Annotated in this window: 22 protein-coding genes and 1 tRNA gene; 9 read left to right on the forward strand and 14 right to left on the reverse strand. The window is 66.3% G+C overall.

The window, feature by feature from the left end; all coding sequences use genetic code 11:
* Positions 1–23: 23 nt before the first annotated feature.
* On the forward strand, positions 24–953 hold the full coding sequence (locus BIU82_RS10770; protein WP_070349469.1) for an aldo/keto reductase: 930 nt from the start codon (positions 24–26) through the stop codon (positions 951–953).
* Between the two features lie 18 nt (positions 954–971).
* Here the strand turns inward: BIU82_RS10770 and BIU82_RS10775 are convergent, their stop codons facing one another.
* The gene (locus BIU82_RS10775) at positions 972–1,241 is read right to left on the reverse strand and encodes a hypothetical protein (protein ID WP_070349470.1); all 270 of its coding nucleotides are present in this window, start codon (positions 1,239–1,241) and stop codon (positions 972–974) included.
* A 39-nt stretch (positions 1,242–1,280) separates the two neighbouring features.
* On the opposite strand from BIU82_RS10775, the gene BIU82_RS10780 reads away from it, so the two are divergent.
* Entirely contained in the window at positions 1,281–1,514 is a 234-nt protein-coding gene (locus BIU82_RS10780; protein WP_070349471.1) for a DUF5703 family protein, read from the forward strand.
* A gap of 48 nt (positions 1,515–1,562) precedes the next feature.
* Here BIU82_RS10780 and BIU82_RS10785 read toward each other — a convergent pair whose 3' ends face one another.
* From BIU82_RS10785 to BIU82_RS10810, 6 genes are all read right to left on the reverse strand, one after another.
* A complete protein-coding gene (locus BIU82_RS10785; protein WP_070349472.1) occupies positions 1,563–2,723 on the reverse strand; it encodes an acyl-CoA dehydrogenase family protein in 1,161 nt (386 codons plus the stop codon).
* A 9-nt stretch (positions 2,724–2,732) separates the two neighbouring features.
* A complete protein-coding gene (locus BIU82_RS10790; protein ID WP_070349473.1) occupies positions 2,733–4,037 on the reverse strand; it encodes a M20/M25/M40 family metallo-hydrolase in 1,305 nt (434 codons plus the stop codon).
* Positions 4,038–4,208: 171 nt separating this feature from the next.
* A tRNA-Leu gene (locus tag BIU82_RS10795) sits at positions 4,209–4,291 on the reverse strand.
* Positions 4,292–4,465: 174 nt separating this feature from the next.
* Positions 4,466–5,401: a MaoC/PaaZ C-terminal domain-containing protein gene (locus tag BIU82_RS10800; protein WP_070349474.1), complete on the reverse strand. Its 936-nt coding sequence runs from the start codon at positions 5,399–5,401 to the stop codon at positions 4,466–4,468.
* Positions 5,398–6,753, reverse strand: a complete 1,356-nt coding sequence (locus BIU82_RS10805; RefSeq protein WP_070349475.1) for a 3-oxoacyl-ACP reductase — start codon at positions 6,751–6,753, stop codon at positions 5,398–5,400. The genes BIU82_RS10800 and BIU82_RS10805 overlap by 4 nt, the downstream gene beginning before the upstream one ends.
* A complete protein-coding gene (locus BIU82_RS10810; RefSeq protein WP_070349476.1) occupies positions 6,750–8,129 on the reverse strand; it encodes an acetyl-CoA C-acetyltransferase in 1,380 nt (459 codons plus the stop codon). Before BIU82_RS10810 ends, BIU82_RS10805 begins: the two co-directional genes overlap by 4 nt.
* A gap of 120 nt (positions 8,130–8,249) precedes the next feature.
* Here BIU82_RS10810 and BIU82_RS10815 point away from each other — a divergent pair, with 120 nt between their 5' ends.
* Together BIU82_RS10815 and BIU82_RS10820 are read left to right on the forward strand one after the other, a co-directional pair.
* Positions 8,250–8,915: a TetR/AcrR family transcriptional regulator gene (locus tag BIU82_RS10815; RefSeq protein ID WP_070349639.1), complete on the forward strand. Its 666-nt coding sequence runs from the start codon at positions 8,250–8,252 to the stop codon at positions 8,913–8,915.
* Positions 8,916–8,945: 30 nt separating this feature from the next.
* Positions 8,946–11,021 carry an acyl-CoA dehydrogenase gene (locus tag BIU82_RS10820; protein ID WP_070349477.1) on the forward strand — a complete coding sequence of 692 codons (2,076 nt, stop codon included), beginning with the start codon at positions 8,946–8,948 and terminating at the stop codon, positions 11,019–11,021.
* Between the two features lie 115 nt (positions 11,022–11,136).
* Here the strand turns inward: BIU82_RS10820 and glgA are convergent, their stop codons facing one another.
* On the reverse strand, positions 11,137–12,333 hold the full coding sequence (glgA, locus tag BIU82_RS10825; protein ID WP_070349478.1) for a glycogen synthase: 1,197 nt from the start codon (positions 12,331–12,333) through the stop codon (positions 11,137–11,139).
* Positions 12,334–12,436: 103 nt separating this feature from the next.
* On the opposite strand from glgA, the gene glgC reads away from it, so the two are divergent.
* Complete coding sequence (glgC, locus tag BIU82_RS10830) at positions 12,437–13,819, forward strand: glucose-1-phosphate adenylyltransferase (RefSeq protein WP_070349479.1); 1,383 nt, start codon at positions 12,437–12,439, stop codon at positions 13,817–13,819.
* Positions 13,820–13,903: 84 nt separating this feature from the next.
* The gene (locus tag BIU82_RS10835) at positions 13,904–15,352 is read left to right on the forward strand and encodes an SDR family NAD(P)-dependent oxidoreductase (RefSeq protein ID WP_070349480.1); all 1,449 of its coding nucleotides are present in this window, start codon (positions 13,904–13,906) and stop codon (positions 15,350–15,352) included.
* A gap of 96 nt (positions 15,353–15,448) precedes the next feature.
* Here the strand turns inward: BIU82_RS10835 and BIU82_RS10840 are convergent, their stop codons facing one another.
* The 3 genes from BIU82_RS10840 to BIU82_RS10850 form a co-directional block, all read right to left on the reverse strand.
* On the reverse strand, positions 15,449–16,300 hold the full coding sequence (locus BIU82_RS10840; protein WP_070349481.1) for a transglutaminase family protein: 852 nt from the start codon (positions 16,298–16,300) through the stop codon (positions 15,449–15,451).
* Entirely contained in the window at positions 16,297–17,223 is a 927-nt protein-coding gene (locus tag BIU82_RS10845) for an alpha-E domain-containing protein (protein WP_070349482.1), read from the reverse strand. Before BIU82_RS10845 ends, BIU82_RS10840 begins: the two co-directional genes overlap by 4 nt.
* Positions 17,224–17,290: 67 nt before the next feature.
* Complete coding sequence (locus BIU82_RS10850) at positions 17,291–18,850, reverse strand: circularly permuted type 2 ATP-grasp protein (protein ID WP_070349483.1); 1,560 nt, start codon at positions 18,848–18,850, stop codon at positions 17,291–17,293.
* Positions 18,851–19,059: 209 nt separating this feature from the next.
* On the opposite strand from BIU82_RS10850, the gene pepN reads away from it, so the two are divergent.
* Positions 19,060–21,672 (forward strand): aminopeptidase N, encoded by a 2,613-nt coding sequence (gene pepN, locus BIU82_RS10855; protein WP_070349484.1) that lies wholly within the window; start codon positions 19,060–19,062, stop codon positions 21,670–21,672.
* Positions 21,673–21,803: 131 nt separating this feature from the next.
* Positions 21,804–22,097: a hypothetical protein gene (locus BIU82_RS10860; protein WP_070349485.1), complete on the forward strand. Its 294-nt coding sequence runs from the start codon at positions 21,804–21,806 to the stop codon at positions 22,095–22,097.
* Between the two features lie 14 nt (positions 22,098–22,111).
* Here BIU82_RS10860 and BIU82_RS10865 read toward each other — a convergent pair whose 3' ends face one another.
* On the reverse strand, positions 22,112–23,203 hold the full coding sequence (locus tag BIU82_RS10865; RefSeq protein WP_139146581.1) for a biotin/lipoate A/B protein ligase family protein: 1,092 nt from the start codon (positions 23,201–23,203) through the stop codon (positions 22,112–22,114).
* Between the two features lie 107 nt (positions 23,204–23,310).
* On the reverse strand, positions 23,311–23,568 hold the full coding sequence (locus BIU82_RS10870) for a type B 50S ribosomal protein L31 (RefSeq protein WP_070349487.1): 258 nt from the start codon (positions 23,566–23,568) through the stop codon (positions 23,311–23,313).
* Between the two features lie 207 nt (positions 23,569–23,775).
* Between BIU82_RS10870 and BIU82_RS10875 the strand changes: the two genes are divergently transcribed.
* The gene (locus tag BIU82_RS10875) at positions 23,776–24,390 is read left to right on the forward strand and encodes a hypothetical protein (RefSeq protein WP_070349488.1); all 615 of its coding nucleotides are present in this window, start codon (positions 23,776–23,778) and stop codon (positions 24,388–24,390) included.
* A 16-nt stretch (positions 24,391–24,406) separates the two neighbouring features.
* Here the strand turns inward: BIU82_RS10875 and BIU82_RS10880 are convergent, their stop codons facing one another.
* Positions 24,407–25,216, reverse strand: a complete 810-nt coding sequence (locus BIU82_RS10880; protein ID WP_070349489.1) for an RNA methyltransferase — start codon at positions 25,214–25,216, stop codon at positions 24,407–24,409.
* Positions 25,217–25,218 lie beyond the last annotated feature (2 nt).

Genomic DNA, 25,218 nt, shown 5'->3' on the forward strand with positions numbered 1-25,218 from the left:
CGAACTGCCCGTAAGCTAGCACCATGCAGCAGCGTTATGTCGGCAACAGCGGCCTCAGGGCTTCGGTCCTTTCCTTGGGCACCATGTCCTGGGCCCAGGAGACCGATGAGCATGACGCCATGGAACTGCTCCACGCTTTCGTCAGTGCCGGGGGCACCGTGGTGGACACGGCTGCCTCCTATTCCGGCGGTGAGGCCGAAGCGATGCTTGGCTCCATGCTGGGCGATGTGGTGTCCCGCTCCGAACTGGTCATTTCGAGCAAGGCCGGAGCATCGAGCCGGGACGGACGGCAGCGGCCGGACGCTTCCCGCGGTGCGATGCTTTCCACCCTGGACGCCAGCCTCGCGCGGCTGGGCACCGACTACCTCGATATCTGGTTCGTGCAGTGCTGGGACGGCAATGTCCCGCTGGAGGAAACCCTCTCTGCCCTGGAACTCGCACTGCGCAGCGGACGCGCCCGCTACGTGGGCATCTCCAACTTCAACGGCTGGCAAAGCGCCAAGGCCGCGGCGATCGCCGGCTTCCCGATCGTGGCCAACCAGTCCGAGTACTCCCTCCTGAACCGCAGCGCGGAAGCGGAGCTCCTTCCCGCCGTCGAGGACGCAGGGCTCGGGCTCATGGCGTGGGCGCCGCTGGGCCGCGGCGTGCTGAGCGGGAAGTACCGCGGCCACATCCCCGCGGATTCGCGGGCAGCCGGAGACCGCCTGGCCGGCTATGTGGGCAAGTACCTGGAGGCGCGCGACTCACGCGTGGTCGAGGCCGTCCATATGGCCGCAAAGGGACTGGGCCGCACCGCGCTGGATGTTTCCCTGGCGTGGCTGCTGAACCGGCCGGGCGTGGCGAGTGCCGTGATCGGCCCGAGGAATGCCGTGCAGCTGAAGGAACTCCTTGATGCCAAGCCGACGCCACTGCCCGCCGAAATCGCGCGGGCGCTGGAGGATGTCTCCGCTTAGCGCGGAGGCGGGCAACTGCTACTGGTCGAGGATTTCCAGCTCGTCTTCGTCGAGCAGCTCATCCTCTTCGTCGTCGCCGTCGTCCTCTTCGTCGAAGACCTGCAGTGGCGTGACTTCCGCGTAAGCCTCGTACAGTGCGTCTTCGTAGACTTCAAAAGCGTCCGCCACGGCGAAAAACGCCGCCTCGACGGTGGGATCGCCTTCGCCCCGGCGGGCGGCAGCGGCAACGAGATGCTCCTCCAAAGCGGCAGTCAATGACTGAAGCGCGACACGCGGATCGATGCTCATGACTTCACGTTAGCCCGAAAAGGACGAAAATGGAGAGGGATGAGGGAACAAATTCTCGGCAGTTCCGTGGAACGCCAAAGGGACAATGCAAGGCAGTACGAATACCTGGTACTGACAGTGGCACCGGACGATTCCCTGCCTGAGGCCCGACGCAGGCTCGTCGAACATTCCGAGTATGGCAAGTGGGAACTCGAACGCAGCGTGCTGTACATGGGCGGCGGACGCCGCTATTGGATGCGGCGCAAGGTGTTCACCGTCCAACGCACTGTCTGATCGCCCGCACTGTCTGATCACCCGGACGGACAGGCCTTGCGTTCCGGCTCAACGTTCCAGCGGCCCCAGCCAGGCGCTGGCTACGGTGTTGTGCGCCGATTCCTCGTTTGACGGGTGGAAGATTCCGGCCAGCACATCCCGGTACAGCCGCTCCAACTCCCCTCTCCTGAAGTAGCTGGATCCGCCGGATACCCGGATCGCCGCGTCCACCACAGTCCGCGCAGTCTCCGTCGCCCGGAGCTTCAGCCCTACCAGTTTCGCGAACCAGAGGTTTCCGTGCTCGGCACCGGCGTCCACGTCACGTGCAAGACCGGCCAACTGAGCCTGGACCGTATCCAACGCCATGGCGGCATCAGCGATCTTCCAGCGGATATCGGGATCCTGCGCGAAACTCCGGCCTCCGAATTTCGCGGAGGTGCGCCGCTTCACCGCGTCGAGCGCCAGCTCGAAGGCACGCTCCGCGAGACCGGTGTAAACCGAGGCCAGGAGCGTTTCGAAGCAGGCGAAGATGGCGAAGATCAGCGGATCCTGGTTGGGGCCGACGGGCAGCTTCCGCACAATGCGTTCCGGCGGCACCACAGCGCCCTCCAGCACGGTGGAATTCGATTGGCTGGCCCGCATTCCGAGGGTGTCCCAGTCCTCCACCGTCGAATGCCCCGGGGCCGCGCGGTCGAGGAATCCGAAGACCAGCTCGCCGTCGCGGCCGAGGGTCGTCGTGTCCTTGCCGAAGGTCCCCAGGCGCGTCCATGCCGGCGAGAGGCTCGTAAAGATCTTCCGGCCAGTGAAGCTGTAGCCACCGTCCGCAAGGGGCTCGGCAACGGTGCGTGAATCGAAAAGCATCGAATCGTTGCCGGCCTCGGAGATCGCGAATGCGAAGACCTCTCCTTCGCCAGCTTCCTTGAGGATGAAGGACAGCGATCCATCGCCCCTTTCCTGCAGGACGCGCGCGACGCCGGTCCACACCAGGTGCATGTTCACCCCGAGCGCGGTGGCGGGCGCTGCCCCGGCCAGCCTCCGCTGCAGGATGGCAACCTCCGCGAGCCCCAGGCCGCGGCCGCCGTCGGACTCGGGCACGAAAAGCTTCAGGTACCCGGCTTCTGCAAGCTCCCGGAGGTCTTCATGGAAGAAGGCATTGTCCCGGTCGTAGCCGGCCGCCCGGGAGCGGATCCGCTCCAGGAGTTCATCCGGCAGGATTTCCGCGGCGTCCACGGCTGCCTCCTAGTAGTTGCTGAGGAGCCTGTTCAGCACGCGCGTGCCGAACTTGAGCGACTCGGCCGGGACACGCTCGTCCACGCCGTGGAACATGCCGGTGAAGTCGAGCTCATCCGGGAGCATGAGCGGCGCGAAGCCGTATCCGGTGATGCCGATCTTGCTTAGCGACTTGTTGTCCGTGCCGCCGGAGAGGGTGTACGGAAGGACCTTCGCGCCCGGGTCTTCGGCATGCAGGGCGTCGATCATGGAGTCCACCAGGTTGCCGGCGAACGGCACTTCGAGGGAGACGTCCTTGTTGACGTAGCTGACCTCCACCCCATCGCCGGCGAGCTGCTTGATGGTTTCGAAGACCAGCTCCTGCTGGCCTGGCAGCGTGCGGCAATCGACCAGGGCCTCAGCGGATTCCGGAATGACGTTGTGCTTGTAGCCTGAGCGCAGCAGCGTGGGGTTGGAGGTGTTCTGCAGGGTGGCCCCGACGAAGCGTGCCACGGTGCCGAGCTCCTTGAGCAGGATGTCCGGGTTGTCGGCATCGAATTCGACGCCGGTCAGCTCGGTGACGCCGTCCAGGAACTGCCGTGTGGTGGGCGTCAGTTCGATCGGCCATTGGTATTCGCCGATCCGCGTGACGGCGGCTGCCAGGCGGGTAATGGCGTTGTCCGTGTTGATCTGCGAACCATGGCCTGCGCGTCCGTGGGCCACGAGGCGGAGCCAGGAGATGCCCTTTTCCGCAGTCTGGAGCAGGTAGGTACGCTGGCCACCGATGGTGGCGGAGAAGCCGCCCACCTCGGAGATGGCTCCAGTGGCGCCGTCGAACAGTTCGCGACGGTGCTCGACGGCGTAGCGGGCGCCGTACGTGCCGCCGGCTTCTTCGTCGGCGAAGAAGGCGAACACGATGTCGCGCTTGGGTTTGCGGCCGGTGCGGGCAAAGTCACGCATGACCGAGAGGATCATGGCGTCCATGTCCTTCATGTCCACGGCGCCGCGGCCCCAGATCAGCCCGTCCTTGAGTTCGCCGCTGAACGGATCGACCGACCATTGGTCACGGAGGGCCGGAACGACGTCCAGGTGGCCGTGCACCACCAGCGCGTCTGCGGAAGGGTCTTCGCCTGCCATGCGGGTGACCACATTCGCGCGGCCGGGAGCAGATTCGAAGATCTCGACGTCGAGGCCCACTTCGCTGATCAGGGCGGCGGTGTATTCGGCGGCTGCCCGCTCTCCCGGGCCCGAGTCGTCGCCGAAGTTGGAGGAGTCGATGCGGATAAGTTCCTGGCAGATCCGTACAACTTCGTCTTCGGGGCGGATCTCAGGCATGGAACTCTCCTCGCTGGGCTCGGTGCGATGTCACGGTGTTCAGTTCCGCGCACCGACAGCCGGGCGCGGCACTTCCCAGCCTACCCACCCGGCAGCAGCTGCGGCGCCAGTCGGGTAGTTTAACGACAAATGAGGCCCGGATTCAGGACGTGAATCCGGGCCTCATGATTGTGCGCGGAGGGGGACTTGAACCCCCACCCCCTTTCGAGGACTAGCACCTCAAGCTAGCGCGTCTGCCATTCCGCCACCCGCGCAGGTGGTGTCCGGAGCCTTTTCGACGCCTTGCGGCGCCTCGTTTTCCTCCGAAGCAGCGAGAAAAACTCTAACATGCATCCGCGGGATTTAAAAATCGGGCGCCCGGCCCGACGCACCGCGAAAACGCAGGGCCGGGCGGGTGCGCCGGCGCGGCACGGCAACCCCGACGGCGGTTACGGCAGTGCCGCGACCGTCCCCGTGAAGTGCCGCCGGCCGCTGCGCGGATTCCACCCGGTGAAGTCGGAGCGCGACCATTGTCCGGATTCACCACGCGCAGTATTGATCTCCAGCGCGACCCGGGCAGGCAGGAACACGGGCGCTTCGAAATTCACGTCCCAGCTGAAGGCATCGCTGCGGACCGGACCAACCTCGGCAAGGGCTCGGGAGGCCAGGTACATGCCGTGCGCGATCGAGCGCTTCAAGCCCAGGGCCTTGGCCGAGAGGACGCTCAGATGGATCGGGTTGAAGTCGCCGGAGACGCCCGCATAGTTCCGCCCGGTTTCCACCCCAAGGTTCCAGACCGCGGTGGGATCCGGCGGGCTGAACAAGGCATCGTCGCGGCCGCTCCGGCCGCCGTTCTTGTCGACTCCGGGGAGAAAGAAGCCCTTGGCCAAGTACGCGGACACGCCCCGCCAGAGCAGGCTGCCGTCGTTGCCGCGGACTTCGGCAACGAGGTCCACGAGGCTTCCGGCGCGATGGCCGCGAAGGTTCTCCACCCACGCGGTAATGGCCATGGCCTCGGAGAAATGGACCGCCCGGTACTGCTCCACATGGTTTTCGAGATGGATCATGCCGAGCAGCGGAAGCGGAAAATCGTCACGGTTCAGCACACTCATCGCCACAGGGAACGCCAAAGCGTGGATGAAGCCGGCGGGAAGGTGGTCGCCTGCGCTTTCCCCGAGAAGGTGCTGGAAAGCGGTCAGCTTGTCGACGTCGGCGGTCACGTCCCGCAGTTCGTGCCGGGCCGCGGGTAACGCCCCGTCCGGGCGCGTTCCTGAGAAGCGCCTCCGGGCCGCCGTCGCGGCGGCGTTCAGGTACAGCATGGACAGGGCCGGCGCTTCGGGCAGGAGGACCGTTTCGCCGCTGCTTCCTTCGAGCCCGCCCGTCATGCGCCCACCAGGTTCTGTCCGCAGACGCGCAGCACGTCACCGGAGATTCCGCCCGCAGCGTCCGAGGCAAGGAAGGCGATGGCTTCGGCCACGTCACCGGGGGCTCCACCCTGTTGGAGGGAGTTCAGCCTCCGTGCCACCTCACGCGTGACGAACGGGATGCGAGCCGTCATTTCGGTTTCGATGAAGCCGGGAGCGACGGCGTTGATCGCCCCGCCGCGGGCTTCGAGCAAGGGTGCGCTGGCGCGCACCATGCCGATCACCCCACCCTTCGACGCGGCGTAATTGCTTTGGCCGCGGTTGCCTGCGATGCCGCTGGTGGAAGCGACTGAAACGATGCGGGGCGCCACCGGCAGTTCGGAGGATGCCAGGATCGCGTCATTGATCCGCAATTGCGATGCGATGTTGACGGCAATGACGGAACGCCAGCGACCCTCGTCCATGTTGGCCAGCAACTTATCCCGGGTAATCCCGGCGTTGTGGACCAGGATGTCCAGGCTGCCGTGCCGTTCCAGGGCGTGGCGGATGATCCGCTCCCCCGCGTCAGGGACGGTGATGTCCAGCTGCAGGGCGGTACCTTTGACCTCGTTGGCGACCTCAGCGAGGTGGTCGCCCGCGGCGGGGACGTCGACGGCGACAATCGTGGCGCCGTCGCGATGCAGCGTCCTGGCGATCGCGGCACCAATGCCCCGCGCCGCGCCGGTGACGACCGCAACCTTTCCCGCGAGGGGCTTCTCCGGGTCTCCGGGCAGCCGGCCCGAGGCCGATGTCACGGACAGGAACTGGCCGTCCACAAAAGCCGAACGGCCAGAGAGGAAGAAGCGCAGGGCACCCAGGGTTCCCGGACTCTGCGGGGCGGCCCCGCTGCCGAGCAGGATGCCGTTGGCGGTGGCGCCGTCGCGCAGTTCCTTGGCCAACGAGCGGACCAGGCCGTCGATCCCTTGCCGGGCCGCGGCTTCGGCGGGATCGGTGGCGGACTCCGCAGTCCGCGACACGCTGATGATCCGGCCGCCCGCCGCGAGGTCCCGCACGGAACGCGCCGCCGTCAGCACTGGCACCTCCAGGTCTTCCGGGGTCCGGACTTCGTCCAGCACGAGCACGATCGCTCCCAGTTTCTCCTTCGGAAGGGCGTTGCGCCGGACGTCCAGGCCCCAGGAGACAAGCTCGGCGGCGAGCGCCTCGGCGCCCTGCCCCTTGCTTTCGCCGTTTTGCCCCAGGACGAGCACGGGCCCGGGAATCAATGGGTCTCCGGCCTTGTAGCGGCGGAGCTCCACCGGGCGGGGCAGGCCGAGCTTGCCGGCGAGGTCGCGGCCGAAACCGCGGCTGACGAACTGTGTGTACTTGTCGCTCATGCCTGCGCACCTTCCGCCGTCGTGTACGCCTCAAGGATTGCCACAACGCCCTGTCCGCCTGCCGCGCAGATGGAAATCAGGCCACGCGCGGGGCGGCCGTCCACACTTCCGCGCTCATGGAGCATCTTGGCCAGCGAGGCCACAATGCGGCCGCCGGTCGCGGCGAAGGGGTGGCCTGCTGCGAGGGACGAGCCGTTGACGTTGAGCTTGCTCCGGTCGATGGAGCCGAAGGCGCCCTCGAGGCCGAGGCGCTCGCGGCCGAATTCTTCGTCCTCCCAGGCGGCGAGGGTGCTCAGGACCGTCCCGGCAAAGGCTTCGTGGATTTCGAAGAAGTCGATGTCCTCCAGTGTCAGTCCGTTGCGCGCCAGCAGGCGGGGTACCGCAAATGCCGGCGCCATGAGGAGGCCGTCCTTGCCATGGACGAAGTCGACGGCGGCGGCTTCGCCGTCGACGACGACAGCAAGCTTGGGAAGCCCGCGCTCGTCCGCCCATTCCTCGGTTCCGAGCAGCACGGTGGCGGCGCCGTCGGTGAGCGGCGTGGAGTTGCCTGCGGTCATGGTCGCTTCGGTACCGAGGTTCCTGCCGAAGACCGGCTTGAGCGTGGCCAACTTCTCCATGGAGGTGTCCGGGCGCAGGTTCGAATCCCGGTTCAAGCCGCGGTACGGCGTCACGAGGTCGTCGAAGAAACCCCGGTCGTAGGCTGCCGCCAGGTTGCGGTGGCTGTTGTACGCGAGTTCGTCCTGGGCCTCGCGGCTGATCTTCCACTGTGCGGTGGTGAGGGCCTGGTGCTCGCCCATGGACAGGCCGGTCCGCGGTTCGCCGGTACCGGGAGCATCCGGAGCGATGTCTTTGGGACGCAGGCGCGAGAGCACCTTCAGCCGGGCGGGCAGGGTCTTGGCGCGGTTCAGGTCCAGGAGCACTTCGCGCAGGCCCTCGCTGACGGCGATCGGGGCGTCCGAGGCCGAGTCCACGCCACCCGCCACGGCCGAGTCGATCTGGCCCAGCTTGATCTTGTTGGACAGGCCAAGCACGGTTTCCAAGCCGGTGGCGCAGGCCTGCTGCAAATCGTAGGCCGGAGTCTCGGGGGCCAGTGCCGAGCCGAGCACGGCTTCACGCGTGAGGTTGAAGTCGCGGGAATGCTTCAGGACAGCCCCGGCGGCGACTTCGCCGATGCGCTCCCCCTGAAGTCCGAAGCGCGCAATCAGGCCATCAAGGGCTGCTGTGAGCATGTCCTGGTTGGAGGACCTGGTGTAGGCGCCTCCGCTGCGGGCGAACGGGATCCTGTTGCCGCCGATTACTACGGCCTTGCGCACGGCTGCGTGCTGCCGCGCGTCCTTTGCCTGGTTCTCTTCCGATGGCAGTGCTGCTTCGGGCATGCGTAGCTCCTTCGCTCGTTCGGGTTACTGATACCCAGCGTACCTGATACGCTGAGTATCGTGAACAGCGTCACAGCATCGAAGCAACAGGCCCAGGCGGCCGCCGCCGTGCCGGCCGCCATGGATCCGGCCGTACCCGCCGTGGACGGCCGCGCGGCCCGCTGGCAGAACCACCGCGAGGAACGCCGGCGCGAACTGATCAAGGCGGCACGCAAGGCGGTCCACTCCCTTGGCCGCGATGCGTCCATGGAGGACATCGCTGCGGCGGCGGGCACGTCCAAGCCCGTGTTTTACCGGTATTTCGGGGACAAGGCCGGTTTGCAGCAGGCCATGGGCGAGGTGGTCCTGGCCCAGATGCAACGCAAGATGAAGGAAGCTGTCGCCTCGGCGGCCACGGCCCGGGAAGGCCTGTACGCGATGGTCTCGGCCTACCTGCAGATGGCTGAGTCAAGCCCGAATGTCTACGCGTTCGTGACCCGGCTTCCCTACAGCGAAGCCGGGCAGCAGGACGCCATCGCCGTATCCGGCGCCTTGGGGCACTTCTTCGAATCGATCAGCGGCATGATGGCCGAGCCCATGCGCGAGCACCTCGGGCCCGGCGCCGAGGCGCTGATCGATTACTGGCCGACGGCGGCAATCGGCATGGTGCGCAACGCCGGCGAGTTGTGGCTCAGCACCCCCGACTCCCCCGCCAAACCCGACCAACAAACCATGGCTGCCCGCATCACCGACTGGCTGTGCGTCGGAATCGCTCCCGACGGCAAAGCCTCCAGGAACCAGCAATGACCCACCGATTGGAAACCACGAAGGAATCACATGACTGAAGTAGTGGACCGCACCGCATCCGGCACCAAGCCCGCCGGATCAGGCGCAGAGAACCCGGCCGTCGACGTCGCCGCGCTGGGCGAGCTCCTCCTCGGGCGCTGGGCAGATGTCCGGCGCACCGCCCGCGAACTGGCCGGCCGCCCCGAGGTACACAAGATCGAAGGCCTCACCCACACCGAGCACCGCAAGCGCGTTTTCGCACAGCTCGGCTATTTGGTCGACAACAACGCCGTGCACCGGGCCTTCCCGACGCGCTTGGGCGGTTCCGACGATCACGGCGGGAATATCGCCGGCTTCGAAGAACTCGTGACCGCCGATCCGTCCCTGCAGATCAAGGCCGGCGTCCAGTGGGGCCTTTTTGGCTCGGCCGTGCTTCATCTGGGAACCGCCGAACACCACGACAAGTGGCTTCCCGGCATCATGAGCCTGGAGATCCCGGGTTGCTTCGCCATGACGGAAACCGGCCACGGCTCGGATGTCGCCAGCATCGCCACCACCGCCAGCTATGACGAAGCCACCCAGGAGTTCGTCATCAACACCCCGTTCCGTGCGGCCTGGAAGGATTACATCGGCAACGCAGCCAATGACGGGCTTGCCGCCGTCGTCTTTGCCCAGCTGGTGACCCGCAACGTGAACCACGGCGTTCACGCCTTCTACGTTCCGCTGCGCGACCCGCAAAGCAAGGAATTCCTGCCCGGCATCGGCGGGGAGGACGACGGCGTCAAGGGCGGACTGAACGGCATCGACAACGGCCGGCTCCACTTCAGCAACGTCCGCATCCCGCGGACGAACCTGCTGAACCGCTACGGCGACGTGGCTCCCGACGGCGGGTACAGTTCGCCGATCGCCAGCCCTGGTCGCCGCTTCTTCACGATGCTCGGTACGCTGGTCCAGGGCCGCGTCTCGCTGGACGGTGCCGCAGTCGCCGCCAGCAAGGTGGCGCTGAAAACGGCCATCCAGTACGCCACGGAGCGCCGCCAGTTCAACTCCTCCTCGCCGGTCGAGGAAGAAGTGCTGCTCGACTACCAGCGGCACCAGCGGCGGCTTTTCACCCGGCTCGCCACCACTTACGCGGCCGGGTTCGCCCACGAACAGCTCCTGGAGAAATTCGACGACGTCTTCTCCGGAAAGCGCGACACCGACGCCGACCGCCAGGACCTGGAAACCCTCGCTGCAGCGCTTAAGCCGCTGAGCACCTGGCACGCCCTGGACACCCTGCAGGAATGCCGCGAAGCGTGCGGCGGCGCCGGCTTCCTGATCGAGAACCGTTTCGCTTCGCTGCGCGCAGACCTCGATGTGTACGCCACCTTCGAGGGCGACAACACGATCCTCCTGCAACTGGTGGCCAAGCGGTTGCTCGCCGACTATGCCAAGGAATTCCGCAACGTGGACTTCGGCGTGCTGGCCCGCTTTGTCGCCTCCCAGGCCGCGGACGTCGCGTTGCACCGGACCGGACTGCGCCAGGTGGCGCAGTTCGTGGCGGACACCGGCTCCGTACAGAAGGCAGCCCTCGCCCTGCGCGACGAGGACGGCCAGCGCACCCTCCTGACCGACCGCGTGCAGTCGATGGTTGCCGAAGTCGGCTCGGCCTTGAAGGGCGCCAACAAGCTGCCCCAGCACCAGGCGGCCGCACTGTTCAACCAGCACCAGGACGAACTCATCGACGCCGCCACGGCCCACGCGGAACTTCTGCAGTGGGAGGCTTTCACCGAAGGACTGTCCGCGGTCAAGGATCCGGGCACGCGCCAGGTGCTCACCTGGCTGCGCGACCTCTTCGGCCTGTCCCTCATTGAGAAGCACCTGTCCTGGTACCTGATGAACGGACGGCTCTCGATGCAGCGCGGCCGCACCGTGGGTGCGTACATCAACCGGCTCCTGGTGAAGATCCGGCCGCACGCCCTGGACCTGGTGGACGCTTTCGGTTATGGCCCGGAGCACCTCCGCGCCGCCATCGCCTCCGGCGCCGAACAGGAACGCCAGGACGAAGCCCGGGACTACTTCCAGGCCCTGCGGGCCAGCGGTTCCTCCCCCGTCGACGAGAAGAACCTCCCGGCGCTCAAGCGCTGACGGCGCGAGCGGGCCGGGCCGGCCCCCGGCCATGACGACGGCGGCGCCGCACCTTCCGCAGATATCCTGCGAAGGTGCGGCGCCGCCGTCGTACTTAATTGCCTGGGCTGTCCGCTCAGGACAGGACCGAGCGGTACACCTCAAGGGTTGTCTGGGTGATCGATTCCCAGGAGAAGTGCGCCTCGGCACGGGCGCGGCCGGCAGCCCCCATGGACTTGGCACGCGCCGGATCGGACACAACTTCCACCAGGGCGGCCGCGAAGTCGGCAACGAACTTCTCGGGATCCAATGGAGTGCCGGTGCCGTCCGTGACCTGCTCAAGCTCCACCAGGAGGCCGGTTTCGCCATGGTTGACCACTTCCGGGATACCGCCCGTGGCACTGGCGACAACGGCAGCACCGCAGGCCATGGCTTCGAGGTTCACGATGCCGAGCGGTTCATAGATGGACGGGCAGGCGAAGGCGGTGGCATGGCTGAGGACCTGGATGAGTTCCGCACGCGGCAGCATCCGCTCGATCAGGATGACCCCTTCACGCTTGCTCTGCAGATCCTCGATCAGCGCTGCGGTTTCGGCCGCAAGTTCCGGGGTGTCCGCGGCACCCAGGCAGAGGACCAGCTGGACGTCGTCCGGCAGCTTGGCCGCGGCGCGCAGCAGGTAGGGAACACCCTTCTGCCGGGTGTTGCGGCCGACGAACACCACGCTCGGCTTGGCGGGATCGATGCCGAGCGCCCGCACGTGTTCTTCGCCGGCGTCCGGCTTCCAAAGCTCCACGTCGATGCCGTTGTGGACCACGCGCACCTTGGCGGGATCAACGTCAGGGTAGCTGCGCAGGATGTCCTGGCGCATGCCTTCGGAGACGGCGATGATGGCGGCTGCCGCTTCATACGCGGTCTTTTCCACCCAGGAAGACAAGGCGTAACCGCCGCCGAGCTGTTCCGCCTTCCAGGGACGCAACGGCTCGAGGCTGTGCGCACTCAGGACGTGCGGAATCCCGTGGAGCAGTGAGGCGAGGTGGCCGGCCATATTGGCGTACCAGGTGTGGGAATGGACCAGGTCAGCGCCCGCGACATCCGGCACGATCCGCAGGTCGACACCGAGGGTCTGCACCGCCGCATTGGCCGAGGCGAGGTCATCGGGGGTGGAATATGACGTCACGGCCGCTCCGTGGAAGTCGGCGTCGCGGGGAGCGCCGAAGGCGCGGACCTGCAACTCGACATGCTTGGCGAGGACCCGGCTGAGCTCGGCAACATGCACTCCGGCGCCGCCGTAGATCTCGGGAGGAAATTCTTTAGTCACAATGTCTACGCGCATGGTGCCTAACGTAGTCGTTCCCCGGTATCTGTTCTAGTGTGAAGGAGTCCGGCAGCCCGGGCTCTTCGGGGGGCTTCAAAGACGTACAGGGAGAAATACACCAATGGCGTTGAAAAAAGTATTGGCGATTGTACTGGCCGGCGGCGAGGGGAACCGCCTGATGCCCTTGACGGCGGACCGCGCCAAACCTGCGGTGCCGTTTGCCGGCGGGTATCGGTTGATAGATTTCGCGCTCTCAAACCTGGCAAATTCGGGCTACCTGCAGATCGTTGTGCTGACGCAGTACAAGTCGCACAGCCTTGACCGCCACATTTCCGAGACCTGGCGCATGTCGACGCAGCTCGGCAGGTACGTCGCTTCTGTTCCGGCCCAGCAGCGCGTGGGCAAGAGCTGGTTCCTGGGCAGCGCGAACGCGATCTACCAGTCATTGAACCTGATCCACGACGCCAATCCGGACATCGTGGTGGTCGTGGGCGCGGACCATGTGTACCGCATGGACTTCTCGCAGATGGTGGAACAGCACGTGGCCAGCGGAGCCAAGGCAACCGTTGCCGCCGTGCGGCAGCCGCTGGCGATGGCAAACCAGTTCGGCGTGATCGAAGTGGACGGCAACGATCCCCAGAAGATTTCCGCCTTCGTGGAAAAGCCCGCGGAAACCGCGGGCCTGGCCGCCGATCCCACCCAGTTCCTGGCATCCATGGGGAACTACGTGTTCGATGCCGACGCCCTGGTTGACGCCCTGAAGCTGGACGCCGAGCGTTTGGACACGAAGCACGACATGGGCGGGGACATCATTCCCTACTTCGTCGGCAAGGGCGAAGCCGGCGTCTACGACTTCACGCTGAACGAAATCCCGGGCTCCACCGAGCGCGACCGCACCTACTGGCGCGACGTCGGTACCATCGACTCCTTCTACGATGCCCACATGGACCTGATCTCCCCGGTCCCGGTCTTCAACCTGTACAACTCCGAATGGCCCATCTACACGCGCCAGAGCATTTCGCCGCCCGCCAAGTTCGTCCACGGTGAGAACCAGACGGTGGGTTCGGCACTGGACTCGATCGTGGCCAGCGGCGTGGTGGTCTCCGGCGGCATTGTGGAAGGGTCCGTGCTCGCGAACGACGTCTATGTGGCTTCCGGCAGCCGGGTGCAGGACTCCGTGCTGATGGACAAGGTCCGCGTCGGCGAAGGCGCTGTCATCAAGCGCGCCATCATCGACAAGAACGTCCGGATTCCGGCCGGTGCGGCCATCGGCCTGGACCCCGAACTGGACCGCGCCCGCGGTTACAAGGTCACCCAGTCCGGCATCACCGTCCTGGCCAAGGGCCAGCTGGTTCCTGAACCCGAAGAAGCCGAACTTGCCCTCTCGGCCGAGTACCGTCGGGCCCTTCCGGAAGCCGTCAAGGCAGCCACCGAGGGTCATCCGGAGGCACGCGAGTCCCTGGAGAAGACCGCGGAAGCCCAGGCGTCCGCCGTCGAGGTCTGACGCTCCGGCAGGCAGCCTCCCCGCGCAGGATGCGGGGAGGCTGTTCCTTTTGAGCGCCTTCTGCGTGCCTGTAAAATCGGAGCAATGAGCTCTGAGTTGACCCCTGACGAGATCCAGGCCTGCCTCAAGGTCCTGAACACGATCCACGCCTATGACGAGGAGCACCCGGACTACATCGCCGTGCGCCGCGCCACCGGAAAGATGTTCAAGGCCGTCAAGCGGCACCGGCGGGTCACCAAACGCGATGCGATCGCTGAAGCCGACCGGGCGGTCATGGCCTTGACCGCGACGGCGGCGCCGGACCGGATCGACGACGAGACCCGCGGCAACAAGCTCGCCAGCTCCGCTACCGGCGAGATCGCCGGGCACCTGATCCGCTCGCGGCCCTGCTACATCTGCAAGCAGCACTACACGCAGGTGGATGCGTTCTACCACCAGCTCTGCCCCGAATGCGCCGCGTTCAGCCACAGCAAACGCGACGCCCGCACCGACTTGAGCGGCCGCCGGGCGCTCCTGACTGGCGGGCGGGCAAAAATCGGCATGTACATTGCGCTGCGCCTGCTGCGCGACGGCGCCCACACCACCATCACCACCCGCTTCCCGAAGGACGCGGCCCGCCGCTTCGCTGCCATGGAGGACAGCTCCGAGTGGCTGCATCGGCTGAAGATCGTGGGCATCGACCTCCGCGATCCTTCCCAGGTCATGGCCTTGACCGACTCCTTGAACGAGGCCGGGCCGTTGGACATCATCATCAACAACGCAGCCCAGACGGTACGCCGCTCCGGCAATGCCTACAAGCCCTTGGTCGACGCAGAGGACGAACCGCTGCCCGCCGCGCTTCAGGCCGGAAACGGCGGACCGGAGCTGGTCACCTTCGGCCATGCGCATGACAAGCATCCGCTGGCCATCGCCCACAGCGTCAGCGAGCATCCGGTGCTGGCCGGCGATGCCATCACCTCCTTGGCGCTGTCCACCGGTTCGGCGTCCTTGGAGCGCATCGCCAGCGGTACCGCCATCGACGCCGGCGGCCTGGTCCCGGACCTGGCCACCGTGAACAGCTGGACCCAAGTGGTGGACGAGGTCGATCCGCTGGAGATGCTCGAGGTCCAGCTGTGCAACGTGACGGCGCCATTCTTGCTGGTCAGCCGGCTTCGCGGAGCCATGAAGCGCTCCACGGCCCGCCGGAAGTACATCGTGAACGTCTCCGCCATGGAGGGTCAGTTCTCCCGTGTCTACAAGGGCCCGGGACATCCGCACACCAACATGGCCAAGGCCGCGCTGAACATGATGACCCGCACCAGCGCCCAGGAGATGCTGGACACCGACGGCATCCTGATGACGGCTGTGGACACCGGCTGGATCACCGACGAGCGCCCGCACTACACCAAGGTCCGCCTCATGGAGGAAGGCTTCCACGCACCCTTGGACCTGGTGGACGGCGCGGCGCGCGTCTACGATCCGATCGTCATGGGCGAACAGGGCGTTGACCAGTTCGGCGTCTTCCTCAAGGACTACAAGCCCAGTCCCTGGTAAAGAATCACAGCAAAAGCAGGCCGGCCCCGGGATTTCCCGGTGCCGGCCTGTTGTATTAACTGCGTCTGTATTAACTGCCTCGCGTCAGAACGTGCCTCAGGCGAGGCGCGTGATTTCCACCGTCACTGTCAGCGCGGATCCCCCGCCACCGGAGAGGATCCCCTTCAGCGGCGGCACGTCACGGTAGTCGCGCCCCCGGGCTACGGTCACGTGGTGGTCTCCTGCCGGTTTGTGGTTGGTGGGGTCCCAGCTGCGCCATTCGCCGTCCCACCATTCCAGCCACGCGTGCGACTGGCCGGCCACGGTTTCGCCGATGTCCGCCGTCGAACGCGGGTGGATGTAGCCGGACACGTAGCGCGCGGGGATCCCGCAACTGCGCAGCGAACCGATGGCCAAGTGTGCGAGGTCCTGGCAGACGCCCTGGCGCTGGGTCCAGGCCTGTTCGGCGTTGGTGGTGACGCCGGTGCTGCCCTTCATGTAGGTCATTTCGCCGCGCATCCATTCGAAAATGGACATCGCGGCGTCGTGCGGATTCCGGCCGGCCACCACGCCGGGAACGATGGACAGGACTTCCTCCCCCGGGCCGCTCAGCCGGGACTGCGGAAGCCAGTCGCTGAACTGGTCCCGGACGGCATCGGAGTCCAGGGCCTCCCAGTCGACGATCTGCTCCGGCAACGCGATTTTCTCGGCACGGTGCACCTCCACCGTGCTCGTGGCCACCACTTCGAGCCGCTCGTGCGGCATCTGCATGTCGAACGCGGTGACGCGCGTGCCCCAATAGTCACGGTACGTGCTGACGGCTGCCTGCGACGGCGTGACCTTCAGCGAAGACTCCAGGACCACCTGCTGCGGATCAGTCAGCGGGGTCATCCGGGCTTCGTTGTAGGACAACGTGACTCGCTTGTTGTACTTGTACGCGGTCTTGTGGACGATGCTCAGCCGGGTCATGAAACTTCTCCCACCCAGGCCAGTTCATCCGCCTGATTGAAGTACTTACGGGAAATCGCGTCGGACGCCTGCGTGACAGCCTTCTGCACACGGTCCATGTGCTCAGGAAGCTCCGCCATGAGATCGTCCGTTCGGTGGAACTCGAGGAAGGTCCGGGCCTGGCCGACGATCCGGCGGGCATCGTTGATGAAGCCGACGCGCTGGGCCGAGGGGTCGAGCTTCGCCAGGCACTCGTCGGCATCGCGCAGCGCGTACACGATGGAACGCGGGAACAGCCGGTCAAGGAGCAGGAACTCCGCGGCGTGCTGGTCGCCGAAGGCTGCCCGGCGCGTGCGCAGGAAGGATTCGTAGGCTCCGGCGCAGCGCAGCATGTTCACCCAGGACATGCCTGCGGAGAGCACGTCGCGGGTGGAAAGCATGCGGGCCGTCATGTCGGCGCGTTCGAGGGAGCGGCCCAGCACCAGGAAGAGCCAGCTTTCGTCATGGCTGACCGTGGTGTCCGCCAAGCCGCGGACCATGGCAGTCCGTTCCAGGACCCAGTTGCAGAAGCGGTAGGTGCCCACTACGTCCTTGCGGTGCTGGTTCAGGCCGTAGTAGGTGGTGTTGAGGCATTCCCACAGGGAGGAGGACACGGTTTCGCGGGCCCGCCGCGCGTTCTCGCGTGCGGCGCCAAGGGAGCCTGCGATCGACGATGCATTGGACTTGTCGTAGGCCAGGGCATGCAGGAGTTCCGGTAGCCCGAACTCCTCGCTTTGCGGCCTCGCGCCCATGACGGCGAGGAGTTCACGGGCCACGCTGCGCTGCTCTTCGGGCGGCAGGTGGTTCAGGCGCTCCAGGTGGACGTCCAGGATCCTCGCGGTGCCGTCGGCGCGCTCCACATAACGGCCGATCCAGAAGAGTGACTCGGCAATACGGCTCAGCACGGGCCTGCCTCCTTGGCGTTGAGGGTGGTCATGGATGGCTTGCGGGCGGACACGGCGGACACGGCGCTCACTGCTGTTCCTGTTCCGACTGGCGGTCCCGCCAGTTGCTTTCCACGGGCCACACGGAGACCTGCTCGCGGACGCTGATGCTTTGCCGCGGAAGATCCGGGCCGGGCAGCTGCGGCGAATCGGAGAGCACCCAGGTGTCCTTCGAGCCGCCGCCCTGGCTGGAGTTCACGATCAGCGAGCCCTCCTTCAGCGCCACGCGGGTGAGTCCGCCGGGCAGCACCCAGACGTCGTCGCCGTCGTTCACTGCGAAGGGGCGCAGGTCCACGTGACGGGGCCCGAACTTGTCCCCGGAAAGGGTGGGCACGGTGGACAGCTGCAACACTGGCTGCGCGATCCAGCCGCGTGGATCCGTCAGGATCCGCCGGCGCAGGGCGTCGAGTTCGTCCTTGGACGCGGCGGGGCCGATCACCAGGCCTTTGCCGCCGGAACCGTCCACGGGCTTGACCACCAACTCGTCCAGGCGGTCCAGCACGTGTTCGCGGGCTTCCTTCTCCTCGAGCCGGAACGTGTCCACGTTGGCGATGACGGGCTCTTCATGCAGGTAATAGCGGATGAGGTCCGGCACGTAGCTGTAGACGAGCTTGTCGTCGGCGACGCCGTTACCCACCGCGTTGGCGATGGTCACGCCGCCTGCGCGGGCCGCGTTTACCAGGCCCGGGCAGCCGAGCATGGAATCGGAACGGAACTGCAGCGGGTCCAGGAAGTCGTCGTCGATGCGCTTGTAGATGACGTCCACGCGCTGCTCGCCGGCGGTGGTGCGCATGTACACGCGGTTGCCGCGGCAGATGAGGTCGCGTCCCTCCACAAGTTCCACGCCCATGAGGCCGGCCAGGAGGGTGTGTTCGAAGTAGGCGCTGTTGAAGACGCCGGGAGTGAGGACGACGACGGTGGGATCGTCGACGCCGGACGGCGCGGTTTTGCGCAGGGCTGAGAGCAGGCGGCGCGGATATTCCTCGACGGGACGGATGTGCTGCTGGCCGAAGGCTTCTGGAAGGCCTTTCGCCATGGCCCGGCGGTTCTCCAGGACGTAGCTGACGCCCGACGGTACCCGGACGTTGTCCTCCAGCACCCGGAAGGTGCCGGCGGCGTCACGGACGACGTCGATGCCGGACACATGCACGCGCACCCCACCAGCCGGTTCGAAGCCATGCACGGCGCGGTGGAAATGCGCGCTGGTGGTGACGAGCTGGCGCGGAATGACGCCGTCGGACACCACCGACATGCGGCCGTAGACATCGTCGAGGAAGGCTTCGAGGGCACGGACGCGCTGGGCGACGCCGCGTTCCAGGGTTTCCCATTCATCTGCGGGAATGACCCGGGGAACGATGTCCAGCGGGAAGGGACGTTCCTCGCCTGCGTAGTCGAAGGTGACACCGCGGTCCAGGAAGGTCCGCGCCATGGATTCGGCCCGAGCGCTGACATCGGCGAGTGAAAGTTCCCGCAGGGCGTCCTCCACCTGGCCGTACGATTTCCTCGCGATCAGGCCCGGCGCGAACATTTCGTCGTAGGCGCCGGAGCGGGCCACGGCCTCGGAATAATCCTGGAATAGCTCTGACATGGGACTCAGGTAATCACCTATTCATTTCGGGCGCATTTCGCGCCGATTATGTGACGCGCTTCACGTCATTGCCTTTACGGAACCGGCGCCGGACGCGTCCGTCTTTACCGGTATTTCCCGGCTCCGTAGCTGCCAATATATACCTGCCGGGACGCCCCGGCGGGTGGCTCGCCCGGTGCCGCTCCGGGGTCGTCCCTGCATGGTTAGATATGTGGGTGTCGAATCTCACCCGCGATGAAGCAGCTGCCCGATCCGCCCTCGTAACCACCCACCGTTATGACGTGTCCCTGGACATCCGGCAGGCGGCGGATCCGGCCGTCGACGGATACACGAGCCGGACCTTCATCGCATTCTCCGCAAGCCCGGGTTCGGAAACATTCCTGGACTTCATCCACGGCGGAGTGCACAGCGTCTTCCTGAACGGCAAGGAACTGGACCTGGCCACCGCCGTCGACGGCCACCGGATCAGGCTTGGCGGGCTCGCGGCGGACAACGAAGTAATCGTGACCGGCACGGCGCTGTACAGCCGTTCCGGTGAGGGCATGCACCGCTTCTTCGATCCAGCCGACGGCAAGTGCTACCTCTATACCCAGTACGAGCCCGCCGATGCCCGCCGGGTCTTCGCCGATTTCGAGCAGCCCGACCTGAAAGCGGAGTTCACTTTCCACGTCACCGCGCCCTCGGACTGGCAGGTGGCCTCCAACGGCGCCGAAACCGGCCGCGCTCCCCTGGCCACCGACCCCGCCGCCAGCACCTGGGACTTCGCCCCCACCAAGCGCATGTCCACGTACATCACCTCCGTGCTGGCCGGCCCCTACTTCCGCGCCGAAGACCACTGGAGCACAGTGCTCGACGACGGCACCCGGCTTGAGGTGCCGCTGGGCCTTTACTGCCGCGCATCGCTGGCGCCCTCCTTTGATACGGAAGAGTTGTTCGCGCTGACGAAGGCGGGACTCGATTTCTTCAACGGGCTGTTCGACTACCCCTACCCGTGGGGAAAATACGACCAGGCATTTGTCCCCGAATACAACCTCGGGGCCATGGAAAACCCCGGCCTGGTGACGTTCACCGAAAAGTACGTTTTCACTTCACGGGCCACGGACGCGCAATACGAGGCCCGCGCCAACACCCTGATGCACGAGATGGCGCACATGTGGTTCGGCGACCTCGTGACCATGCGCTGGTGGGATGACCTGTGGCTCAAGGAATCCTTTGCCGACTTCATGGGCACCCTGGGTGTGGACCGCGCCACGGACTGGACCTCGGCGTGGGTGAACTTCGCCAACAAGCGCAAGGCCTGGGCCTACCTGCAGGACCAGCTGCCCACCACGCACCCGATCGTGGCCGATATCCCGGACCTCGAAGCCGCCAAGCAGAACTTCGACGGCATCACCTATGCCAAGGGCGCCTCGGTGCTCAAGCAGTTGGTCGCGTACGTGGGCTTCGACGCCTTCATTGACGGATCACGCCGCTACTTCCGCGACCATGCCTTCGGCAACACCTCGCTGCATGACCTGCTTACCGCGCTGGAAGCGGCCTCGGGCCGGGAACTGGCCGGATGGAGCCGGCAGTGGCTGCAGACCTCCGGCATCTCCACCCTCACGGCGGAGATCGCCGAGGGGCCGGACGGCTCCATGGATTCTGTGCTGCTGCACCAGGAATCGGTGGACCCCGTGACCGGCCGGCAGGAGCACCGGCCGCACCGGATCAAGCTGGGACTTTACGATTTCGACGGCGGCGCGGGCGGCACCCTGCTCCGGACGGACAGCATTGAGCTCGACGTCGACGGCCCGCTGACCGTCGCCGCTTCCCTCGCCGGGAGGCCGCGCCCGGCCCTGCTGCTGGTCAACGACGAGGACCTCAGCTACGCCAAAGTGCGCCTCGACCCGGTGTCCGAGGCGACGGTCCGGGAAGCACTGGACCGGATCACCGATCCGATGGCCCGGGCACTGTGCTGGACAGCGCTCTGGGATTCGGCCCGCGACGCCGTGACGCCCGCGGCGTTGTACGTGGCCGCCGTCGAACGCTTCGCCCCCGCAGAAACCGGCGTCGGCGTGCTGCTGAACGTCCTTGGCAACGCCGCGACGGCGGTGCAGCGTTACGTCCCCGCGGTTCTCCGGGAGCCTGTGCGGCAAGGGTTCCTGGCTGCGGCAGCGGTACAGCTGCGTTCCAGTGTGCCCGGCTCGGACCAGCAGCTTGCCTGGGCGCGGACCCTCGCGGGCCTCTCACGGCACGACAGCAGCCAGCTCGCACTGATCCGCGGGCTGCTCTCCGGCGCCGAAGCGATCGAGGGCCTCACCCTGGATGCAGACTTGCGCTGGAGCCTGTGGCAGGCCCTGGCCGCCAACGGGGACGCCAGCCAGGCCGAACTCGACACGGAACTGGCACGGGACAACACCGCCTCCGGACGCGAAGGCCACGCCCTGGCATCGGCGGCGCGGCCGGACCCCGAGGTGAAGGCAGCAGCGTGGAAGGCCGCCGTCGAGTCGAATGAACTTTCCAACGAAATCCTCTCAGCCACCATTGCCGGATTCATGACCGCTCCGGCCGGGATGCTGGATCCATACATTGAGCCGTACTTTGAGTGCCTGGAAGAGGTGTGGGGCGAACGCAGCATCGAGATTGCCGGCAGGATCGTGCGGGGCCTGTTCCCGGGCGCCCAGGACCTCCCGGCGGGGACGGAAGCCGCAGACCATCCGGTGCTGCTCCGCACGGACACCTGGCTCGCGGAGAACCCGGACGCTCCGCGGGCACTGCGGCGCATCATCCTCGAGCAGCGCGACCACCTGCTGCGTTCGCTGCGCGCCCAGGCCCGCGGCTGAGTACCTGCGCCACGCGTAGTCCAGAGCCGGCCGGCCGCAGATTAATCGAGTACTGACCACGGTGTTCCGGGCACAAGGGCCTGAGTAGGATCGCGTTCACCAGCCATCCAGTAAGGAAGCGAGGAACAGCGATGCCCAGGAAAACCCTTCTGGCGTCGGCCATCTGTGCCGCGGCACTGATGGGCTTCACTGCAGCACCCGCGTCGGCCCAGGGACAGGTGGAACGCGGACCCGAACACGCGAATTCCATCTGTTCATTCTCAGGCCTGAACGATAGCCCCGACGATCCGGTGGAGGGCGGCCGCGTGCAGTCCTACGGCCAGATCGTCAAGGCAGGCTTCAAGGCCGAAGTACCCAGCCCCGGCATGCTTTGCAACGGACACCTCTTCCCCTACCCCGAGGCCTTCGGCGGGGGCGGACACTAGGCGTTCCGAATAAATCAGGGAATCCTGTAGAGCCATTCATCGGTGCCGAACTTGCTGCGCACCCGGTCCCGGGCCGCGGCAAGTTCGGCGTCGGTGATGCGTGATTCCACCGCGCCGTAGCGTTCGATGAAGACCTCCTGCATGGCCTTGATAATTGCTTCCCGGGGCAAGCCGCTCTGCCTGCGCAGCGGGTCCACGCGCTTCTTCGCGCTGCGAGTCCCCTTGTCTGAGAGCTTTTCCTTGCCGATGCGCAGCACCTCGACCATCTTGTCGGCATCGATGTCATAGCTCATGGTCACGTGGTGCAGCATGCCGCCGTTGGCCAGTCGTTTTTGAGCGGCGCCGCCGATCTTTCCCTGCTCGGTGGCGATGTCGTTGAGCGGAACATAGAAGGCCGTGATGCCCAGTTTTTCCAGCGCGGCCATCACCCAGGCATCCAGGAAGGCGTAGGAATCGGCGAAGCTGATCCCGTCCACCAGGGTCTGCGGCAGGTAGAGCGAGTAGGTGATGCAGTTGCCCGCCTCCATGAACATCGCTCCCCCGCCGCTGATGCGCCGCACCACCGTAATGCCGTGGCGGGCCACGCCGCCGGGGTCCACTTCATTGCGCACGGACTGGAAACTGCCGATCACCACGGAAGGTTCTTCCCAGTCCCAGAAGCGCAGGGTGGGGTTGCGCCGCCCTGCGCCGACCTCCTCGGTGAGCACCTCGTCCAGTGCGACGTTCAGCTGCGTGGGAAGGACCGACGGCGGAATCACCTCCCACTGATGGTCAAGCCAGCCGCTGGCCTTCGCCAGTGCCCGGCGGACCGCGACGGCGACAGCGTCGGCGGAGAAGCCGAACAGGACGGCGTCGGCCGGCAGGGCGGCCGTGACGGCAGCCGCCAGTTCTCCCGGCGTCGAGTCCTCCGGCAGGCCGGTGAGGGCCCGGTTGATGTCCTGCAGCGCTTCATCCGGCTCGAGGAAGAAGTCGCCGCTCACCGAGACGTCGGTGAGAACGCCGTCCGCCATCCGGCAGTCAACCACCACAAGTTTTCCGCCAGGTACCTTGAATTCGCCGTGGAGGCGGCCGGCGTCGGGATCCTGCGTGGAAGAAAGGGAACTCATGCCCACCATCCTGCCGGAAAACCGCCGCACTGCTTAATGCGCGAACAACAAAGCCCGCGTCCCCTTGCCGGGACGCGGGCTTTGCCGGATGACTTTGCTGAAGTCGTTTACTTCTTGGCGCCGAAGCCCTTGAAGCGTGCGTTGAAGCGCTCGACACGGCCTGCGGAGTCCATGATGCGCTGCTTGCCCGTGTAGAACGGGTGGGACTCGGAGGAGATTTCGACGTCGATGACCGGGTAGGTGTTGCCGTCTTCCCATTCGATGGTCTTGGAAGAGGAAACGGTGGAGCGGGTCAGGAACTTGACGCCGGAAGCGAGGTCGTTGAAAACAACAGCTTCGTACTTCGGGTGGATATCAGACTTCATAATTGGACCTTTGTTCGCGCAGCTGGATTTTGCCAGCTGCCAGGTATGAATGGAGGCGGTCCGTGTACCGGCGGACGGTGAACGTTCCGCGGCTTCCGGGCCAACAAACAATCCTAGCGGAATCGGCCGCTGCTGGCGAACCGGCGGTTCGGCCGCGCGGGCGCGGATTTCCTGCGGCCCGGCGGGCTTCCGTGGTTGGCTTGCTGCATGGCCGAACCACACCTGGATCTGGATAGCCTGCCGCCGGAAGTACGCGCCGTCTTTGAAGCGGCCATCGCGGGTCACGGCATTGCCCTCTCGCGGGAAGGACGCGCGCTCGGCTCGCTGCGGTTCCTCCCCGCAGTCCTCGAGGGAACCGTCGTCGAACCACCTTCGCCGCGCGCGGACGCGCCGCCGGCCCCGGACGGCGTCACCGTCGTCGCGACCGCCATGACGCTCTCCGAGACGGCCCGCCGGCGCCTGTCCGACGAATTCGGCGACGACTACATCGTGGTCGACTTCAGCAAGGCACCGCCAAGCGCCGACGTGTTGCTGGTCCATCCGGTCAGCCCCCAGCTGCTTGGCATGCTCCGCCACCAGTTCCCCCACGCAAAGGTGGTCATCACGGAGATCGAAGACGAGGAACTGGGCGTCAACTACTCCGGGCCTGTCGGCAGGCTCCTCGACTCCGGCGCGTCCGCATACCTGCCGCCGAGGCCCATCCCGGAACTCGCCGCCAATGTGCACGCCTACCTGACCCGGAGCGCGAATGCGGCGCTCGAGTCGGCAACGCGGCGCGGCGACGGTCTCCCGCCGGCACAGCAGGGGAAGATCGGCCGCTGAGTGGCCGCTCCCGAAGCTAGTCCCGAGGCCGCAGTTCCCAGAACGCGACGGCGGACGCCGCGGCCACGTTCAGCGAGTCCACTCCCGCGCGCATGGGGATCTTGACGGCAAGGTCGACGGCGGCCAGCGTCTCCGGGCTCATTCCGGCACCTTCCGTGCCGAGCACCAGGGCGAGCTTCTCCGGGCCGCGGGCCGCGAGCTCGTCCAGGTCCACGGCATCGTCCGTCAGTTCCATCGCGGCGACGGTGAAGCCCTGCGCCTTAAGCCGTCCGAGGTCGCCGGGACAGCTTTCCAGCCGGGCCCACGGGACCTGGAAGACAGTGCCCATGCTGACCCGGACGCTGCGCCGGTAGAGCGGGTCACCGCAACGCGGAGTGATCAGCACGGCATCCAAGCCCAGGGCCGCAGCGGAACGGAAGATGGCGCCGACGTTCGTGTGGTCCACGATGTCTTCCAGCACCGCCACGCGGCGGGCATCGGCCAGCAGCGTTTCGAGGGGCACGGGGGCCGGGCGGTGCATGGCGGCCATCGCTCCCCGGTGCAGGTGGAAGCCGGTGATTTCTTCCAGCAGCTTTGCCTGCCCGATATAGACCGGAACGCCCGGGAATTGCCGGAAGACGTCATCGAGGTCTTCGAGCCATTTCTCCGCGAGGAAGAATGACCGCGGCTGGTGGCCCGCGGCCAGGGCCCGGCGCAGCACGCGGGAAGACTCGGCGATGTACATGCCTTCTTCCGGTTCCCGTAGTTTGCGCAGGTGCACATCGGTGAGCTGGGTGTAGTCGGACACCCGCGGATCGTCCGCGGATTCGAGGTAGTGGAAGGTCACCG

Source organism: Arthrobacter sp. SW1, assembly GCF_001766675.1.
Classification (GTDB): Bacteria; Actinomycetota; Actinomycetes; order Actinomycetales; family Micrococcaceae; genus Arthrobacter.

Excerpts from the sequence above, each read along its gene's own strand:
- BIU82_RS10770 (WP_070349469.1), top strand. The coding sequence starts at position 24 with ATGCAGCAGCGTTATGTCGGCAACAGCGGCCTCAGGGCTTCGGTCCTT.
- BIU82_RS10775 (WP_070349470.1), bottom strand. The coding sequence starts at position 1,241 with ATGAGCATCGATCCGCGTGTCGCGCTTCAGTCATTGACTGCCGCTTTG.
- BIU82_RS10780 (WP_070349471.1), top strand. The coding sequence starts at position 1,281 with ATGAGGGAACAAATTCTCGGCAGTTCCGTGGAACGCCAAAGGGACAAT.
- BIU82_RS10790 (WP_070349473.1), bottom strand. The coding sequence starts at position 4,037 with ATGCCTGAGATCCGCCCCGAAGACGAAGTTGTACGGATCTGCCAGGAA.
- BIU82_RS10800 (WP_070349474.1), bottom strand. The coding sequence starts at position 5,401 with ATGACGGGCGGGCTCGAAGGAAGCAGCGGCGAAACGGTCCTCCTGCCC.
- BIU82_RS10805 (WP_070349475.1), bottom strand. The coding sequence starts at position 6,753 with ATGAGCGACAAGTACACACAGTTCGTCAGCCGCGGTTTCGGCCGCGAC.
- BIU82_RS10810 (WP_070349476.1), bottom strand. The coding sequence starts at position 8,129 with ATGCCCGAAGCAGCACTGCCATCGGAAGAGAACCAGGCAAAGGACGCG.
- BIU82_RS10815 (WP_070349639.1), top strand. The coding sequence starts at position 8,250 with ATGGATCCGGCCGTACCCGCCGTGGACGGCCGCGCGGCCCGCTGGCAG.
- BIU82_RS10820 (WP_070349477.1), top strand. The coding sequence starts at position 8,946 with ATGACTGAAGTAGTGGACCGCACCGCATCCGGCACCAAGCCCGCCGGA.
- glgA (WP_070349478.1), bottom strand. The coding sequence starts at position 12,333 with ATGCGCGTAGACATTGTGACTAAAGAATTTCCTCCCGAGATCTACGGC.
- glgC (WP_070349479.1), top strand. The coding sequence starts at position 12,437 with ATGGCGTTGAAAAAAGTATTGGCGATTGTACTGGCCGGCGGCGAGGGG.
- BIU82_RS10835 (WP_070349480.1), top strand. The coding sequence starts at position 13,904 with ATGAGCTCTGAGTTGACCCCTGACGAGATCCAGGCCTGCCTCAAGGTC.
- BIU82_RS10840 (WP_070349481.1), bottom strand. The coding sequence starts at position 16,300 with ATGACCCGGCTGAGCATCGTCCACAAGACCGCGTACAAGTACAACAAG.
- BIU82_RS10850 (WP_070349483.1), bottom strand. The coding sequence starts at position 18,850 with ATGTCAGAGCTATTCCAGGATTATTCCGAGGCCGTGGCCCGCTCCGGC.
- pepN (WP_070349484.1), top strand. The coding sequence starts at position 19,060 with ATGTGGGTGTCGAATCTCACCCGCGATGAAGCAGCTGCCCGATCCGCC.
- BIU82_RS10860 (WP_070349485.1), top strand. The coding sequence starts at position 21,804 with ATGCCCAGGAAAACCCTTCTGGCGTCGGCCATCTGTGCCGCGGCACTG.
- BIU82_RS10865 (WP_139146581.1), bottom strand. The coding sequence starts at position 23,203 with ATGAGTTCCCTTTCTTCCACGCAGGATCCCGACGCCGGCCGCCTCCAC.
- BIU82_RS10870 (WP_070349487.1), bottom strand. The coding sequence starts at position 23,568 with ATGAAGTCTGATATCCACCCGAAGTACGAAGCTGTTGTTTTCAACGAC.
- BIU82_RS10875 (WP_070349488.1), top strand. The coding sequence starts at position 23,776 with ATGGCCGAACCACACCTGGATCTGGATAGCCTGCCGCCGGAAGTACGC.